At 37.7% G+C, this 18,575-nt stretch carries 1 protein-coding gene; it reads left to right on the plus strand.

Going from position 1 to position 18,575, the window contains the following annotated elements:
- Positions 1–425 precede the first annotated feature (425 nt).
- Positions 426–18,419 (plus strand): YSIRK-type signal peptide-containing protein, encoded by a 17,994-nt coding sequence (locus tag RWO85_RS04835; RefSeq protein WP_314414369.1) that lies wholly within the window; start codon positions 426–428, stop codon positions 18,417–18,419.
- The last annotated feature ends 156 nt before the right edge of the window (positions 18,420–18,575 follow it).

Raw genomic sequence — 18,575 nt, forward strand, 5'->3', positions numbered from 1 at the left:
CACAGCTTTGAGGTTGTGGATAGAACTGACGAAGTCAGCTCAAAGCACAGCTTTGAGGTTGTGGATAGAACTGACGAAGTCAGTAACCATACATACGGCAAGGCGACGTTGACGTGGTTTGAAGAGATTTTCGAAGAGTATTAGCTTTTAATAAACTGATAACAATAATGGTTGCTGGACTTCCTTGGCAATTTTGGAAGATATCACTCCAGTCTTTTCTATCTATCTGTATCTTATAAACTGTAGATTTATGAAGCTTTTTACTAGTTTTATTTTGTTATTTACTAACTGATTTGGCAACATATTTCAAACAATAAAAAAAAGTAATAAATGTTAATGTTTTTATTAAGAACGTGATATAATGTATAAAGGAATATATGCCTACTTACAGTGCATATATATATATATATATAAGGTGGAAAGCTATGTTTAAATTATCTAGACAGCAAAAAGATCATCGTTATTTTTGTGGGAATAAATATGAAAAATATTCTATCAAAAAGTTAAAAGTTGGTGCGGCAAGTGTATTGGTTGGTACAGGGTTTTTATTTGGTTACAATTTAGATCAGGTAAACGCTGATGAGCAAAAGACTGAGGCGACGACCACGGTAATACCCAAGGCTGGAGATACGCCTCAATCTGCGAATAAGGTAGAGGTTGCGACTGAACCAAAACAAGAAAAGGCTCCAGAAGTAGGTACAGAAACACCAAAATCTGGAACGAGAGAAGAAACCGTTCCAGCAACAAGCCCTCAAGTGGCCGAAACTAATGAAACTCCTAGCACTAAGGAAATTCCTGCAATGAAGGAAACTCCTGCAACTAAGGAAGTACCAGAAAATAAGGTCAACAAAGTAGACAAAGAAATTGTCAACTCATCTACGTTGAGAGACAAATTAGCAGATTTGGAAGCTCAACTAGAACGTATTCGAGGGAATAAAAAACAAGCCTCTCAAATCCAAAATGCTGAAAAACTGGTTGCAGAAGCTAAACAATACCTAGAAGCTTTAGATACTACTCAAAAAGAGGTAGATGCGAAAGCAAAAGAAATTAGTTCATTAACTACTATTCTAAAATCAATTAAGGCGGAAGCAGTTTCAAAAGAAAATAAAAACCAAGACAGTCGTAATGGTAAAAAAATGGAAGAAGGAACTGGTTTCAGAATAGGGGAAGACACAACAGCAACTTCTACAACTACAGGGGTTGGAGCAGATGTAGTAGATGCTACAGACACACCAGCAGTTACAAGACCTCCTTATACAGAGAGAAAAGTAGCGGAAGGACTTGCAAAACAAATTGCATGGTTAGACTTTTCAGATACAAGAAATTGGTCAAATGTTGATATAGTAAATGGAAATGTATATTTAAAAGAAGGCTCAATTTATGAAAAAGAAATTATGCCTAACTACCGCATTAAGTTGAAGGTTAAATCCTTAAAACCATTCCAAGCGACAGAAATTTATAGAAAGCGTATGGAAGCAAATAATGCAACACCAGAAGAAAAAGCAACCTTTAACCCAAATGCAACTAATGGACTTATTAATAGACGGGATAACAACGCTGGTGTAAGAGTTACCGCACAAGCTCAGGACCGTTGGTCTGAGATTAGAGATAATGGTATTAATACGAATGGAAGAAAAACCTCTATTATAGCAGAGAGTACTGGAGCCAATATTGGGATTCAATTTGAAGTTAGTGGTACTTATAAAGGGAATCCCGTTCGTCCAGCGGTAGTAATGACCGATGCAGAAAGTGCAAACCGTGGAGAAAGAATTACCTTTACAACTAATGGTAGTGGATGGCAACAAATTATTGACTTAGAGAAAAATAGAGGAGATGCTCGCAGATATAAACCATTAAATTATTATACAGATGCTTATAAAGGTCTTCCGGATTCAGAGGGTAATGATGTAAATGATAATGCTATTTACGATGCAGGAAATGGTAATAAGATAGTGCCTAAATTCTTTACTAACCCAGATCAAGAAACAGGTGGTCTAGGGACTGGTGTATTTGGTCCTGGTCTTACAGCTAGGAGTTATAGTGTGCCAGTAGTAATGACAAAAAATGCAACAGAAGTGGGGATGTACGTTTTCTCAACTGGTTCACAAGCAGCCATGATGGGGGTAGCGCCTATTGATGAGGGAGATGCTCCCGCAACCTATGGTGAAGCAACCCACACGATGAATACGAGAGATGGATTGACTGGTGCCGTAGTAAAACAACCATATTTAGGGTCTGAAAGACCTGATGCGGATACTGGTACCCCTAAAAACTGGCACGGTGATGATGATACTGATGCAGCAGACGAAGGGATTAATCAATTACTTCCTGATAGTTTAAAAGGTAGCGAAGGAAATATTATCAAAGCAAATGTTTCAAGTGCTGGGTATTATACCTTAAATATTCAGGCACACACAGGTGGTGCTGAAAAAGCATATGTTCGTTCATGGATTGATTTTAATAATAATGGACAGTTTGATTCAGATGAAGCTTCGGATATTGCCGAAATTACACAAGATGGCGATGTAAAATTACATTTTACAAATAAAACACAAAAAGACGCAGGACAGTTACTTCAAGCTGGTACTAGGGTTCGTATTGCAACAAGTAGAGAAGAAATTGAAAAACCGACAGGACTAGCATTCTCTGGGGAAGTAGAAGACTTTAATGCGAAGATTACTCACCCACCTAAAGGAGAGAAGAAAACTACAATTGGAAATGCGACAATTGGGACTAATGTAGAAATTCAACGTACAACCGTTCATTTCACTCCAAAAGGTAAATATATTTATACACAAGATGATGTCAATGCGGAAATCGATACTACTGTACCACCAGTATATATTAACAATAAAACTGGAGAAAAAGTCACTTTATCAGATGAGAATACCTATACTGTAAGAGGACAAGGGACCTATAAGTTTACACCAAATGGAAAAGATGTCGATGTAGAATTTACTCCAGCAAAAGGCTTTGTAGGAAAAGCGCACGGATTTACAATTCGTCGTCAAGATACGAACAGAACAACAACAGACTGGGGAACAAGTGATGAAGCTGTTGCTCCGAATGTAAATGATGTCTTAAATACGATGGATGGATTATACGTTCCAGAAGTAAGAATACCTACTGTAGAACCAACTCCTAATCATGCGGAAAGTAGAAATATCCAAGGATTCGCACAAAAAGGCAAACCTACATTTAATGTTGAAACTTCGGATACTCCGGTTACAGCATCAGCTAAACATCCAGCAAGACTGATTGATCCTAGAACGAATACTCTTGCAGACTCTGCGATTGTAGATGCCTTAGATCCAAATAACAATAAAGTCGGTACGTATAAGATAGCTCCGGAAACAGGAGAAGTAACATTTACACCTAATATTGATTATAAAGGTGAAGTGAAACCTGTCAGAGTGTCTGTTCCAGTTGTTGTAGCTCATGATAAAGATGATAATGATGTTACAGTTACTAAAGAAGCTACGTATACTCCAAGAATTATCCCAGTAGCTCCAACTGCAGAAGCGTCAACAACTAGAGATGTTCAAGGGAAAGCACAAGTATCAAGAATCGTCTTTGATACAGTAGAAAATAATGCCGATAAAAATCAAACGGTTAACTTTGATAAAAGTCCAGAAGTGAGTAACGCTGGAGAACATGTTGAATTAGATAAAGAAACATTAACATTACTAACTACTTCAGGAGCTGAAACAAATACAGTCACAACAGATCAAGGTGAGTATGTATTAGATAAAGTAAGCAAAACGATTACATTTACACCGAAGAAAACATTTGTTGGACAAGCAACTGCTGTAAGAGTTCAAATCAAAGATGCGAATGGTACAAAAGTTGAAACAACGTATACACCAACAGTGATCGAAGTTACTCCAACAGGTAAAGATTCAGCAACTTCAGGAGCACAAGGACTTACACAAAAATCACCAATTGTCTTCAATCAAAGAGATGAGGAGGATGGAAAAACTCTAAACTTTGATACAGGTCATGAAAGAGTAGCATTAAAACCAGAAACTCTTACATTACTAAATGGTACAGATAAAGTGAAGTCTATTACTGTACCGAATGTCGGAACTTACGAATTAGTGGACAATGCGATTACATTTACACCTGCGCCAGCCTACCATGGAACAGCTGAAGGAGTAACTGTTCAAGTTGAAGACGAAAATGGAAAAGTTGTTACGAAAAAATATGTACCAACAGTAACTGAATTAGCAGTAACTCCAGGAGATAAGACAACGAAAAATATCCAAGGGGAAACTCAAGAAGGAACACCAACGTTCACGATTCCTACTGAATCAACGAATGTAACTGTGACAAGTCGTAAACTAGTGGATCCAGCTGATCAAACAGAAAAAGACAGCGTAACACTAGCAGGAAAAGGAACATTCACGATTGATGGAAATGGTAAAGTAACATTCGTACCAGTTCCAACTTATAAAGAAGATGTCCCACCAATTACGGTAAAAGCAACTGTAACAGTAACAAACGCTAAAAACGAAAGTGCAACTATTACATCAACAGCTTCTTACAAACCAATTATCGTAGCAGCTGAGATTGATAAAGCACCAGCGACATCAACAAACTTACAAGGTTTAGTACAAACAGGAACACCAACATTTACACCGAAGACAATTGAAGTAGATGGAGTGCAAAAAACAATTAGTGTTCAAGCAAATAGCTACAAACTAGTAAAAGATGGAGCAGAAAGCGAATCACTTCCAGCCTATAAAGCAGGAACATCTGAACAAATTGGTACCTATACAATCAATCCAGCGACAGGACAAGTAACATTTACACCAACAGATAAGACTTATACAGGAGCAGTAGCACCAGTAGATGTACAAGCAACTGGATCAAATGGAGTAAAAGTACAAACAACCTATACACCAAGTATCACTCCAGTAACACCAACAAAAGAACCATCAGCAACAACAGACGTTCAAGGTAAGAAACAAGTATCAAGAATTGTGTTGGATACAGTAGAAACAGATACTGATAAAGATAAAACTGTGAACTTCAACAAGGGAGCTGAACGAGGTAACAATGGCGAACAGGTTGAATTAGATCCAAATACACTAACATTGTTGAATGATGCAGGAGCTGAAGTACCTACTCTTACAACAAACGATGGTAAATATGAGTTAGATAAAACAAATAGAACTATTACGTTTACTCCAAACAAAAACTTTGTAGGACCAGCTACACCTGTAAAAGTTCAAATCAAAGACGTGAATGGTACAAAAGTTGAAACGACTTATACGCCAACAGTAACTGACGTTACAATGACAAGTGTGGATAAAGAGTCTTCTGCACCACAAGGGAAAACACAAACAGGAACTCCAACATTTACAGTTTCAACTCCAGACGTGCGTATTACAGGATATAAATTGTTAAATCCAACTGGAAATACACCAGTAGAAGGAAATGAAATTGAAGTTCCAGACCAAGGAACCTATCGTATTAATCCAACGACTGGGGAAGTAACTTTCATTCCGAAACCAGGTTTCACAGGGCCAGCAACTGGAATCACAGTGCAGGCTACTGATGAAAACGGAGAAACAAAAGATGCGAAATATAAACCAACAGTAACTGCATTAACAATAACTCCACAACCTGTAACAACAACAAATATCCAAGGGGAAACTCAAGAAGGAACACCAACATTCCCAGTTCCAGCTGAATCAAATAACGTTACAGTTACAAGTCGTAAACTAGTTGACCCTGCTGATCAAACAGAAAAAGACAGAGTAACAGTAGAAGGAAAAGGAACATTCACCATTGATGGAAATGGAAAAGTAACCTTCACACCACTTCCAACATACAAAGGCGATGTAGATCCAATTACAGTAAAAGCAACTGTAACTATTACAAATGATAAAAATGAAAGTACAACAATTCCTTCAACTACGACCTACAAACCAATTATTGTATCGGCTGAGATTGATAAAGAACCAGCAACATCAACAAACTTACAAGGTTTTGTACAAACAGGAACACCAGCGTTCAAACCAAAAACTGTAGATGTAGATGGAACACCAAAAACAATTAGTGTTCAAGCAAATAGCTATAAACTTGTAAAAGATGGAGTAGAAAATACTACACTTCCAGCCTATAAAGCTGGAACAAGAGACCAAATTGGTACGTATACAATTGATTCAGCGACAGGACAAGTGACCTTCACACCATCGGATAAAACATATTCAGGTGAAGTAGCACCAGTATCTGTACAAGCAACAGGATCAAATGGAGTAAAAGTAGAAACAACTTATACACCAATCATTACACCAGTCACGCCAACAGCTGAAAAATCTGCCACAAGTGATGTACAAGGTAAAAAACAAACTTCTTCAATCCTATTAGATACACCAGAAAACAGTGTCGATAAAGATAAAACTGTGAACTTCAATAAAGGAAGTCAAGTAGGGGCTAATGGAGAACGTGTTGAATTAGATGCCAATACCTTAACATTGTTAGACGGAACTACTGAAGTAACATCTCTTACAACGAATGATGGGGAATATGTTTTAGATAAAGCAAGTAAAACTATTACATTTACACCGAAGAAAACATTTGTTGGAACGGCAACACCAGTTAAAGTTCAAATTAAAGATGCGAATGGTACAAAAGTTGAAACAACTTACACACCAACAGTAACTGATATTACAATGAAAGGTGATCCTGCAACTACTTCAGCACCGCAAGGACAAACACAAACAGGAACACCAACGTTTACTATTTCAAGTCCAGAAGTGCGTATTACAGGATACAAATTGTTAAATCCAAATGGCAATACACCAGTAGAAGGAAATGAAATTGAAGTTCCAGACCAAGGAACCTATCGTATTAATCCAGCAAATGGACAAGTAACTTTCATTCCAAAACCAGGATTTACAGGACCAGCAACTGGAATTTCTGTACAAGCAACAGATGAAAATGGAGAAACAGCAGAAGCGAAATATACTCCAACAGTAAATGCGCTAGCAGTAACTCCAGGAGATAAAACAACGACTAATATCCAAGGTGTAACTCAAGAAGAAACACCAACATTCACGATTCCTACTGAATCAACGAATGCAACTGTGACTAGTCGTAAACTAGTGGATCCAGCTGATCAAACAGAAAAAGACAGCGTAACACTAGCAGGAAAAGGAACATTCACGATTGATGGAAATGGTAAAGTAACATTCGTACCAGTTCCAACTTATAAAGAAGATGTCCCACCAATTACGGTAAAAGCAACTGTAACAGTAACAAACGCTAAAAACGAAAGTGCAACTATTACATCAACAGCTTCTTACAAACCAATTATCGTAGCAGCTGAGATTGATAAAGCACCAGCGACATCAACAAACTTACAAGGTTTAGTACAAACAGGAACACCAACATTTACACCGAAGACAATTGAAGTAGATGGAGTGCAAAAAACAATTAGTGTTCAAGCAAATAGCTACAAACTAGTAAAAGATGGAGCAGAAAGCGAATCACTTCCAGCCTATAAAGCAGGAACATCTGAACAAATTGGTACCTATACAATCAATCCAGCGACAGGACAAGTAACATTTACACCAACAGATAAGACTTATACAGGAGCAGTAGCACCAGTAGATGTACAAGCAACTGGATCAAATGGAGTAAAAGTACAAACAACCTATACACCAAGTATCACTCCAGTAACACCAACAAAAGAACCATCAGCAACAACAGACGTTCAAGGTAAGAAACAAGTATCAAGAATTGTGTTGGATACAGTAGAAACAGATACTGATAAAGATAAAACTGTGAACTTCAACAAGGGAGCTGAACGAGGTAACAATGGCGAACAGGTTGAATTAGATCCAAATACACTAACATTGTTGAATGATGCAGGAGCTGAAGTACCTACTCTTACAACAAACGATGGTAAATATGAGTTAGATAAAACAAATAGAACTATTACGTTTACTCCAAACAAAAACTTTGTAGGACCAGCTACACCTGTAAAAGTTCAAATCAAAGACGTGAATGGTACAAAAGTTGAAACGACTTATACGCCAACAGTAACTGACGTTACAATGACAAGTGTGGATAAAGAGTCTTCTGCACCACAAGGGAAAACACAAACAGGAACTCCAACATTTACAGTTTCAACTCCAGACGTGCGTATTACAGGATATAAATTGTTAAATCCAACTGGAAATACACCAGTAGAAGGAAATGAAATTGAAGTTCCAGACCAAGGAACCTATCGTATTAATCCAACGACTGGGGAAGTAACTTTCATTCCGAAACCAGGTTTCACAGGGCCAGCAACTGGAATCACAGTGCAGGCTACTGATGAAAACGGAGAAACAAAAGATGCGAAATATAAACCAACAGTAACTGCATTAACAATAACTCCACAACCTGTAACAACAACAAATATCCAAGGGGAAACTCAAGAAGGAACACCAACATTCCCAGTTCCAGCTGAATCAAATAACGTTACAGTTACAAGTCGTAAACTAGTTGACCCTGCTGATCAAACAGAAAAAGACAGAGTAACAGTAGAAGGAAAAGGAACATTCACCATTGATGGAAATGGAAAAGTAACCTTCACACCACTTCCAACATACAAAGGCGATGTAGATCCAATTACAGTAAAAGCAACTGTAACTATTACAAATGATAAAAATGAAAGTACAACAATTCCTTCAACTACGACCTACAAACCAATTATTGTATCGGCTGAGATTGATAAAGAACCAGCAACATCAACAAACTTACAAGGTTTTGTACAAACAGGAACACCAGCGTTCAAACCAAAAACTGTAGATGTAGATGGAACACCAAAAACAATTAGTGTTCAAGCAAATAGCTATAAACTAGTAAAAGATGGAGTAGAAAATACTACACTTCCAGCATATAAAGCTGGAACAAGAGAACAAATTGGTACGTACACAATTGATTCAGCGACAGGACAAGTAACATTTACACCATCGGATAAAACTTATTCAGGTGAAGTGGCACCAGTATCTGTACAAGCAACTGGATCAAATGGGGTAAAAGTAGAAACAACTTATACACCAATCATTACACCAGTCACACCAACAGCAGAAAAATCTGCCACAAGTGATGTACAAGGTAAAAAACAAACTTCTTCAATCCTATTAGATACACCAGAAAACAGTGTCGATAAAGATAAAACTGTGAACTTCAACAAAGGAAGTCAAGTAGGTGCTAATGGAGAACGAGTTGAGTTAGATGCAAGTACGCTAACATTGTTAGATGGAACTAATGAAGTAACATCTCTTACAACGAATGATGGTGAGTATGTATTAGATAAAGCAAGTAAGACTATTACATTTACACCGAAGAAAACATTTGTAGGAACGGCAACTGCTGTCAGAGTTCAAATCAAAGATGCGAATGGTACAAAAGTTGAAACAACTTACACACCAACAGTAACTGAAGTAACACCAACAGGTAAGGACTCAGCAACTACTGGATTACAAGGGTTTGCTCAAAAATCTCCAATTGTCTTCAATCAAAAAGATGAAGAAGATGGAAAAACAGTAAACTTTGACACTGGTAATGAAAAAGTTGCCTTAAAACCAGATACATTAACATTATTGAATGGTAATGAAAAAGTTAAGACAATTACTGTACCTGATGTTGGAACGTATGAATTAAAAGACAATGTGATTACATTTACGCCACTTCCAAGTTATCATGGAACTCCTGAAGGGGTAACGGTTCAAATTGAAGACGAAAATGGAAAACCTGTTACGAAAAAATATGTACCAACAGTAACTCAAGTAACACCAACAGGTACAAACACTACTTCAAGTGGATTACAAGGTAAAGTACAAACTGGTAAACCTGTATTCAATGGTGGAGTACCTGAAGTTCCAATGGATGATGAAGTACCAGCAACTTTAGAAGGTGCTGATCAAGATGGAAAAGTTGTTATAGCAGGAAAAGGTACTTATACAGTAGCAAAAGACGGAACAGTAACCTTTACGCCAGATAAAAACTTTGTAGGAGATGCTCCAGCAGTAACTGTAAAACGTGTTGATAAAAACGGAACAATTGCTACAGCAACGTACACACCAACAGTAACTGACGTTACAATGTCAAGTGTGGATAAAACTTCAGAAGCACCACAAGGGAAAACACAAACTGGAACACCAGAATTCTCAATTTCTACTTCAAGTGTTCGTATTACAGAATACAAATTAGTTGATCCAACGAATAATAAACCTGTAGAGGAAGTTGAAGTAGAAAATCAAGGAACATACAGTATTGATAAAGCAACTGGAGAAGTGACATTTGTTCCAAAACCTGGATTTACAGGACCAACAACAGGAATTACGGTACGTGCGACAGACGAAAATGGCGAAACAAAAGATGCGACTTATACACCAAGTGTAACGCCACTAAAAGTAACACCAGAAAATAAATCAACAACGAATATTCAAGGGTTACCACAAGAAGCAACGCCAACATTTAAACTTCCAAAAGGAGTAACAAATGCTGTAGTTACAGAACGTAAATTGATAGATCCAATCACTAAATCTCTAACAAATTCTGTAACAGTAGATGGCAAAGGAACATTTACTATTAATGCAAATGGAAAAGTAACATTTACTCCAGTACCGTCATATGTAGGGGATGTACCTGCCATTGAAGTACAAGGAACAATAACAGTCCTAAATGAAAATAATGATAGTACGACAATGACATCAAAAGCTTCGTACAAACCAATTATTGTTCCAATTGAGTTAGAAAAAACTCCAGCGGAATCTACAAATGTTCAAGGATTGGTTCAAAAAGGTACTCCAACATTTACTCCACAAAGTGTAGATGTAAATGGTGTTGAAAAAACAGTTACCGTTAAACCAAATAGTTATAAACTTGTAAAAGATGAAACAGAAACTGATACAATTCCAGCATATAAAAAGGATACTCAAGAAGTAATTGGTAAATATACAATTGATTCGCAAACAGGAGAGGTAACATTTACACCTACGGATAAAACTTATACAGGTGAAGTAGAGCCAGCAACTGTACAAGCAACAGGATCAAATAACGTAAAAGTACAAACAACGTATACTCCAATGATTAAGCCTGTAAAACCGGTAGGAACAAATGCAGGTTCAGAAGGAATCCAAGGTGCACCACAATCAGGAACACCAAGCTTCAAGTCAGGAAATGAAAATATTCCGATGACAGTAAGTGCAACAAATCCTGCGAAATTAGTAGATCCAGCTAATAACCAACCAATTGAAGCAACAGAAATTGATGCTAAAAATGCAGCTGGAGAAAGAGTTGGGTTGTACACCATTAATCCTGCAACAGGAGAAGTTACATTTACTCCAGAACCAGGATTCTCAGGAACACCAGTACCAGCAACAGTACAAGCAAAAGATGGTAATGGAACACCAACAACAGCTACTTATACACCAGTTGTAAAAGCTGCAGTACCATCAGGTGATAACCAAGTAACAAGTGATATTCAAGGTGCTGTACAAACAGCAACACCAGTATTTACACCAGGTAAGAATACTGTTAATAATCAAGAAGTATCTGTACCATTTGAAGCAACAAGCAAAGCGAAACTAATCGATCCAAGTAAGACTGGAGACGAAAGAGAAGTAACAACGCTTGTAGTTGAAAACCAAGGAACATATACAATTGATGACAATGGAGTTGTAACATTCACACCACTTCCAACATTCAAAGGGGAAGCAACAGCAGTATCTATTGAACGAAAAGATAAAAATGGAACAGTTGCAACTGCTACGTACAAACCAAATGTTGTAGGAGTAACACCAAGCGCAACTGAAGCAACAACTACAAAAGTACAAGGTGCAACACAAGAAACACCAGTAACCTTCACACCAGGTAAAGCAACAATTGGAACTGCAGAAAAATCAGTACCAATGGATCCAAATGCATACAAACTATTAGGTGGACAAGAAGGTAAAACACCATTAGATACAGTTCCAGCAATGTCAGAAGATGGAACAAAAGAAGTGGGTACCTATACAATTAAAGTCGTAGATGGAAAACCAGTTGTAACATTTACCCCAACAGATAAAACTTATGCTGGAAAACTAAAACCAGTAACCGTTCAAGGTAAAGATACAAATGGAACAGAAGCGACTACAACGTATACACCAGTTATTACACCAATCGTACCAACAGCTGAAAATGGAACATCAGAAGGACCACAAGGTGTTGAACAAACAGGAAGTGTAACCTTCAAACCAGGTAAAGAACCAGGAACAGAAAACACACCTGTAGCCATTGATAAAACGAAGATGACTCTATTAGGAACAGATGGAACAACTCCAGTAGAATCATTAACAGTAAGTAAAGATGGTAAAGTAATTGGTACTTACACACTTGTGAAGGATCCAAGTGGCCTACCAACTGGAGAAGTGAAGTTCACTCCAACTGACAAATCATTTGTAGGAGAAGTTCCAGCGGCAACTGTACAAGTAAAAGATGCGAATGGAACACCAGCAACAGCAACTTACACACCAACATTTACGGAAGTAAATCCTACATCTAAACCATCAGAAACTACAGGATTCCAAGGATTACCACAAACATCACGTGTTGTTTTAGATGAAAAAGATGAAGCAGATAATACAACTGTAAACTTCGATAAAGGAAATGACAAAGTAGCTTTAGTTCCAAGTACATTAACATTAGTGAATGCTGATGGAGCAAAAGTTACAAGTGTAACAGTTCCAAACGAAGGAACATATGAATTAAATAACGGTGTGATTACATTTACACCATTACCAACCTTCCATGGAAAAGCTTCAGGAGTAAGTGTTCAAGCAGAAGACGTTAATGGTAAAGTAGCGAAAACTACGTATACACCTACAGTGACTGAAGTAAGACCGGTTGGAACAAATGCAGGTTCAGAAGGAATCCAAGGTGCACCACAATCAGGAACACCAAGCTTCAAGTCAGGAAATGAAAATATTCCGATGACAGTAAGTGCAACAAATCCTGCGAAATTAGTAGTAGATGGACAACCAGTAGCTGATACTACAATTCCTGCAAAAGATGACCAAGGTCAACAAGTAGGAACATATACAATTGAACCAGCAACAGGTAAAGTTACCTTTACTCCAAACCCAGGATTCTCAGGAACACCAGTACCAGCAACAGTACAAGCAAAAGATGGTAATGGAACACCAACAACAGCTACTTATACACCAGTTGTAAAAGCTGCAGTACCATCAGGTGATAACCAAGTAACAAGTGATATTCAAGGTGCTGTACAAACAGCAACACCAGTATTTACACCAGGTAAGAATACTGTTAATAATCAAGAAGTATCTGTACCATTTGAAGCAACAAGCAAAGCGAAACTAATCGATCCAAGTAAGACTGGAGACGAAAGAGAAGTAACAACGCTTGTAGTTGAAAACCAAGGAACATATACAATTGATGACAATGGAGTTGTAACATTCACACCACTTCCAACATTCAAAGGGGAAGCAACAGCAGTATCTATTGAACGAAAAGATAAAAATGGAACAGTTGCAACTGCTACGTACAAACCAAATGTTGTAGGAGTAACACCAAGCGCAACTGAAGCAACAACTACAAAAGTACAAGGTGCAACACAAGAAACACCAGTAACCTTCACACCAGGTAAAGCAACAATTGGAACTGCAGAAAAATCAGTACCAATGGATCCAAATGCATACAAACTATTAGGTGGACAAGAAGGTAAAACACCATTAGATACAGTTCCAGCAATGTCAGAAGATGGAACAAAAGAAGTGGGTACCTATACAATTAAAGTCGTAGATGGAAAACCAGTTGTAACATTTACCCCAACAGATAAAACTTATGCTGGAAAACTAAAACCAGTAACCGTTCAAGGTAAAGATACAAATGGAACAGAAGCGACTACAACGTATACACCAGTTATTACACCAATCGTACCAACAGCTGAAAATGGAACATCAGAAGGACCACAAGGTGTTGAACAAACAGGAAGTGTAACCTTCAAACCAGGTAAAGAACCAGGAACAGAAAACACACCTGTAGCCATTGATAAAACGAAGATGACTCTATTAGGAACAGATGGAACAACTCCAGTAGAATCATTAACAGTAAGTAAAGATGGTAAAGTAATTGGTACTTACACACTTGTGAAGGATCCAAGTGGCCTACCAACTGGAGAAGTGAAGTTCACTCCAACTGACAAATCATTTGTAGGAGAAGTTCCAGCGGCAACTGTACAAGTAAAAGATGCGAATGGAACACCAGCAACAGCAACTTACACACCAACATTTACAGAAGTAAATCCTACAGGTAAGGATTCAGCTACTACAGGATTACAAGGCTTTGCTCAAAAATCTCCAATCGTCTTCAATCAAAAAGATGAAGAAGATAAAACAACTGTTAACTTTGACACTGGTCACGAAAAAGTTACTTTCAAAGAAGATACCTTAACTTTAGTGAATGCAGCTGGAGATAAAGTGACAACAGTTACTGTACCAGATGTTGGAACTTATGAATTAAAAGATGGCGTGATTACATTTACACCGTTGAAAACATTCAAAGGGAAACCTGAAGGTGTAACAGTACAAGTTGAAGATGCTAATGGTAAAGTCGTTAAGCAAAAATATGTACCGAATGTAGTAGAAGTTCTTCCAACAGGAAAAGATACAACATCCACAGGACTTCAAGGAAAAGTGCAAACAGGAACACCAGTGTTCACACCTGGAGCCCCAGAAGTACCAATGGATGATGAGTCACCAGCAACATTCGAAGATGGAAACATCACGAAGACTGTAGATAAAGTCGGAACATATACAGTAGCAAAAGATGGTACAGTAACATTTACACCGGATAAAGACTTCTCAGGCGAAGCACCAGAAGTAACGGTTAAACGTGTAGATAAGAATGGAACATCTGTAACAGCCAAGTATAAACCAACAGTTGAAAAAGTAACACCAACAGGAAAAGATACAACATCCACAGGACTTCAAGGAAAAGTGCAAACAGGAACACCAGTGTTCACACCTGGAGCCCCAGAAGTACCAATGGATGATGAGTCACCAGCAACATTCGAAGATGGAAACATCACGAAGACTGTAGATAAAGTCGGAACATATACAGTAGCAAAAGATGGTACAGTAACATTTACACCGGATAAAGACTTCTCAGGCGAAGCACCAGAAGTAACGGTTAAACGTGTAGATAAGAATGGAACATCTGTAACAGCCAAGTATAAACCTACAGTTACAAAAGTAACACCAACAGGAAAAGATACAACATCCACAGGACTTCAAGGAAAAGTGCAAACAGGAACACCAGTGTTCACACCTGGAGCCCCAGAAGTACCAATGGATGATGAGTCACCAGCAACATTCGAAGATGGAAACATCACGAAGACTGTAGATAAAGTCGGAACATATACAGTAGCAAAAGATGGTACAGTAACATTTACACCGGATAAAGACTTCTCAGGCGAAGCACCAGAAGTAACGGTTAAACGTGTAGATAAGAATGGAACATCTGTAACAGCCAAGTATAAACCTACAGTTACAAAAGTAACACCAACAGGAAAAGATACAACATCCACAGGACTTCAAGGAAAAGTACAAACAGGCACACCAGTGTTCACACCAGGAAATCCAGAAGTACCAATGGATGATGAGTCACCAGCAACATTCGATAATGGTCAAATCAGTAAGAAAGTTGATAAAGTCGGAACATATACAGTAGCAAAAGATGGTACAGTAACATTTACACCGGATAAAGACTTCTCAGGCGAAGCACCAGAAGTAACGGTTAAACGTGTAGATAAGAATGGAACATCTGTAACAGCCAAGTATAAACCAACAGTTGAAAAAGTAACACCAACAGGAAAAGATACAACATCCACAGGACTTCAAGGAAAAGTACAAACAGGCACACCAGTGTTCACACCAGGAAATCCAGAAGTACCAATGGATGATGAGTCACCAGCAACATTCGATAATGGTCAAATCAGTAAGAAAGTTGATAAAGTCGGAACATATACAGTAGCAAAAGATGGTACAGTAACATTTACACCGGATAAAGACTTCTCAGGCGAAGCACCAGAAGTAACGGTTAAACGTGTAGATAAGAACGGAACATCTGTAACAGCGAAGTACAAACCAACAGTTGAAAAAGTAACACCAACAGGAAAAGATACAACATCCACAGGACTTCAAGGAAAAGTACAAACAGGCACACCAGTGTTCACACCAGGAAATCCAGAAGTACCAATGGATGATGAGTCACCAGCAACATTCGATAATGGTCAAATCAGTAAGAAAGTTGATAAAGTCGGAACATATACAGTAGCAAAAGATGGTACAGTAACATTTACACCGGATAAAGACTTCTCAGGCGAAGCACCAGAAGTAACGGTTAAACGTGTAGATAAGAACGGAACAGCGGTAACAGCGAAGTACAAACCAATAGTAGCTAAAGTATTACCAACAGGTGAAGGATCAGAAACAGAAGGTGCAAAAGGAAAACCACAAACATCAGCAGTTATCTTCGATAAGAAGGATGAAGATAAATCAACAGTCAACTTCAACAAAGGTGATGAAACAGTAGCATTAAATCCATCAACATTAACATTAGTTGATAAAAATGGAAATCCATCTACGGAAGTGAAAGTCCCAGGTGAAGGAACCTATACATTAGCCAATAATGTCATTACATTCACACCAGAAAAAGACTTTGCTGGTAAAGCTACTGGAGTAACGGTACAAGTTAAAGATATTAATGGTACATCTATTGAGAAAACTTATACACCTACCGTTCGTGCTGTTACAACGTTTGTAGATCCTTCAGGTAACCCAATTACAGTTGATAAGAACAATAAACCTGTTGAGTCTGAAGTAGATGGCTCTAAACAACCACCGAAAGATATCTATGGATATAAATTTGTTCGTACAGAAACAGACAATAAAGGCAATACAAAACATATTTATGAACAAGCTGAAGGACAGTCTGTTAAAGTAACTTATGTATCAACTACTGGTGAGACATTGAGGGATTCACAAACAGTAGAAACAAAAGATAAGTTTATTGGAACAGATTACGATGCATCGATTGAAGCATTGAAACTTGAACGTATTGAAAAAGACGGCAAAGTATATCTATTGAAAGAAAGAAAAGCTGATTCAGCTACAGAAACTGGAAAACTAAGTGATAAAGAACAAACTGTTACTTACGTATATGAAGAAGTTCAAGAACCAGCTTCAAATCAGAAATATGGTAATGTAGTGGTTGTCTATAAAGACAAATTTGGACGTCCAATTTCAGGTACTACTGAATCTGGTAAAGAAGTTGCAAGTACAGAAATTGATACACCAAGCTCACCAATCAATACTGAATATGATACGACTGATCATAAACCTCAAACGATTACTACTAAAGATGGTAAGAAATATAAACTAATTAAAGTATTGAAAACATCTGATGCAGAAAAATCAGGGGTTAAAGCTAGAACTTCAGTGATTACGTATGTTTATGAAATGTTAGGTAATACAGCGGAATATCCAGAAGCACATATCGGATTAGTCTTAGTAAATTATTTAGATGAAGAAGGTACCCCAATTTCTGGTAAAACACCAGAAGGTAAAGTTGTACCAAATATAGTAGTTGATACTGAAGCAGACTTAGTTGGTAAAGACTACGATACAACTGATCATAAAGTTTCAACGATTATTGTTGAAAACGGTGATGTCTATGAACTTCTAAAAGTATCAGAAGCATCAGTTGAAAAAGGTAAACTTACAGAAGGTGCAACAAATGTTAATTACATTTACCATAAAGTAGTTACAACATTTGTTGACGAAAATGGTAAAGAAATTAAAACACCAGAAAAAGGAAGAACAGATAAGAAAGATATTCCAGAATATACTTTCAAAGAAACGAAGAAAGATGCAAATGGTAATACTGTATATGTATATACTAAGAAATCTTCTTCAACACCTGTTACACCAACTCCAACACCATCAACTCCAAGTAAGGAAAAAGAAACTTTATACATAGATGCAAACGGTAAACCTCTTCAACCAGCTAAGAAGGGTCAACATCCGCAAGATAACATTCCAGGCTATGAATTTGTTGGTACAGAAACAGATGCAAATGGCAATGTACGTCATCTATATCGTAAGATTCAATCTACAATTCCAGTTGAGCCAGTTCAACCAACTGCTCCAACTATGCCTGAACAACCAGCACAACCAGAAGTGCCAACTAGTCCAGCGCAACCAGTTCAACCAACAGAAGTGAAAGAAGTTGAAGCTAAACGTGAATTGCCAAATACTGGTACAGAAGATCATGCTAGCCTTGCAGCACTTGGACTTCTTGGTGCCTTGAGTGGATTTGGACTTCTTGCTAGTAAGAAGAAAGAGGACTAATCAATAGTATTGATGTTCATTGTTTGTAGTGAACAAGAAATCCTTAAAACTGATGAATCAGATGATTCATCAGTTTTTTGGCTCTTTGTAGGCGTGCCGTATATCTGAAGCATAAGGTAACCGCCCAATAACTAAGTATATTGAAAAATCTCCAGA

This window comes from uncultured Streptococcus sp., from assembly GCF_963521865.1.
Lineage (GTDB): Bacteria > Bacillota > Bacilli > Lactobacillales > Streptococcaceae > Streptococcus.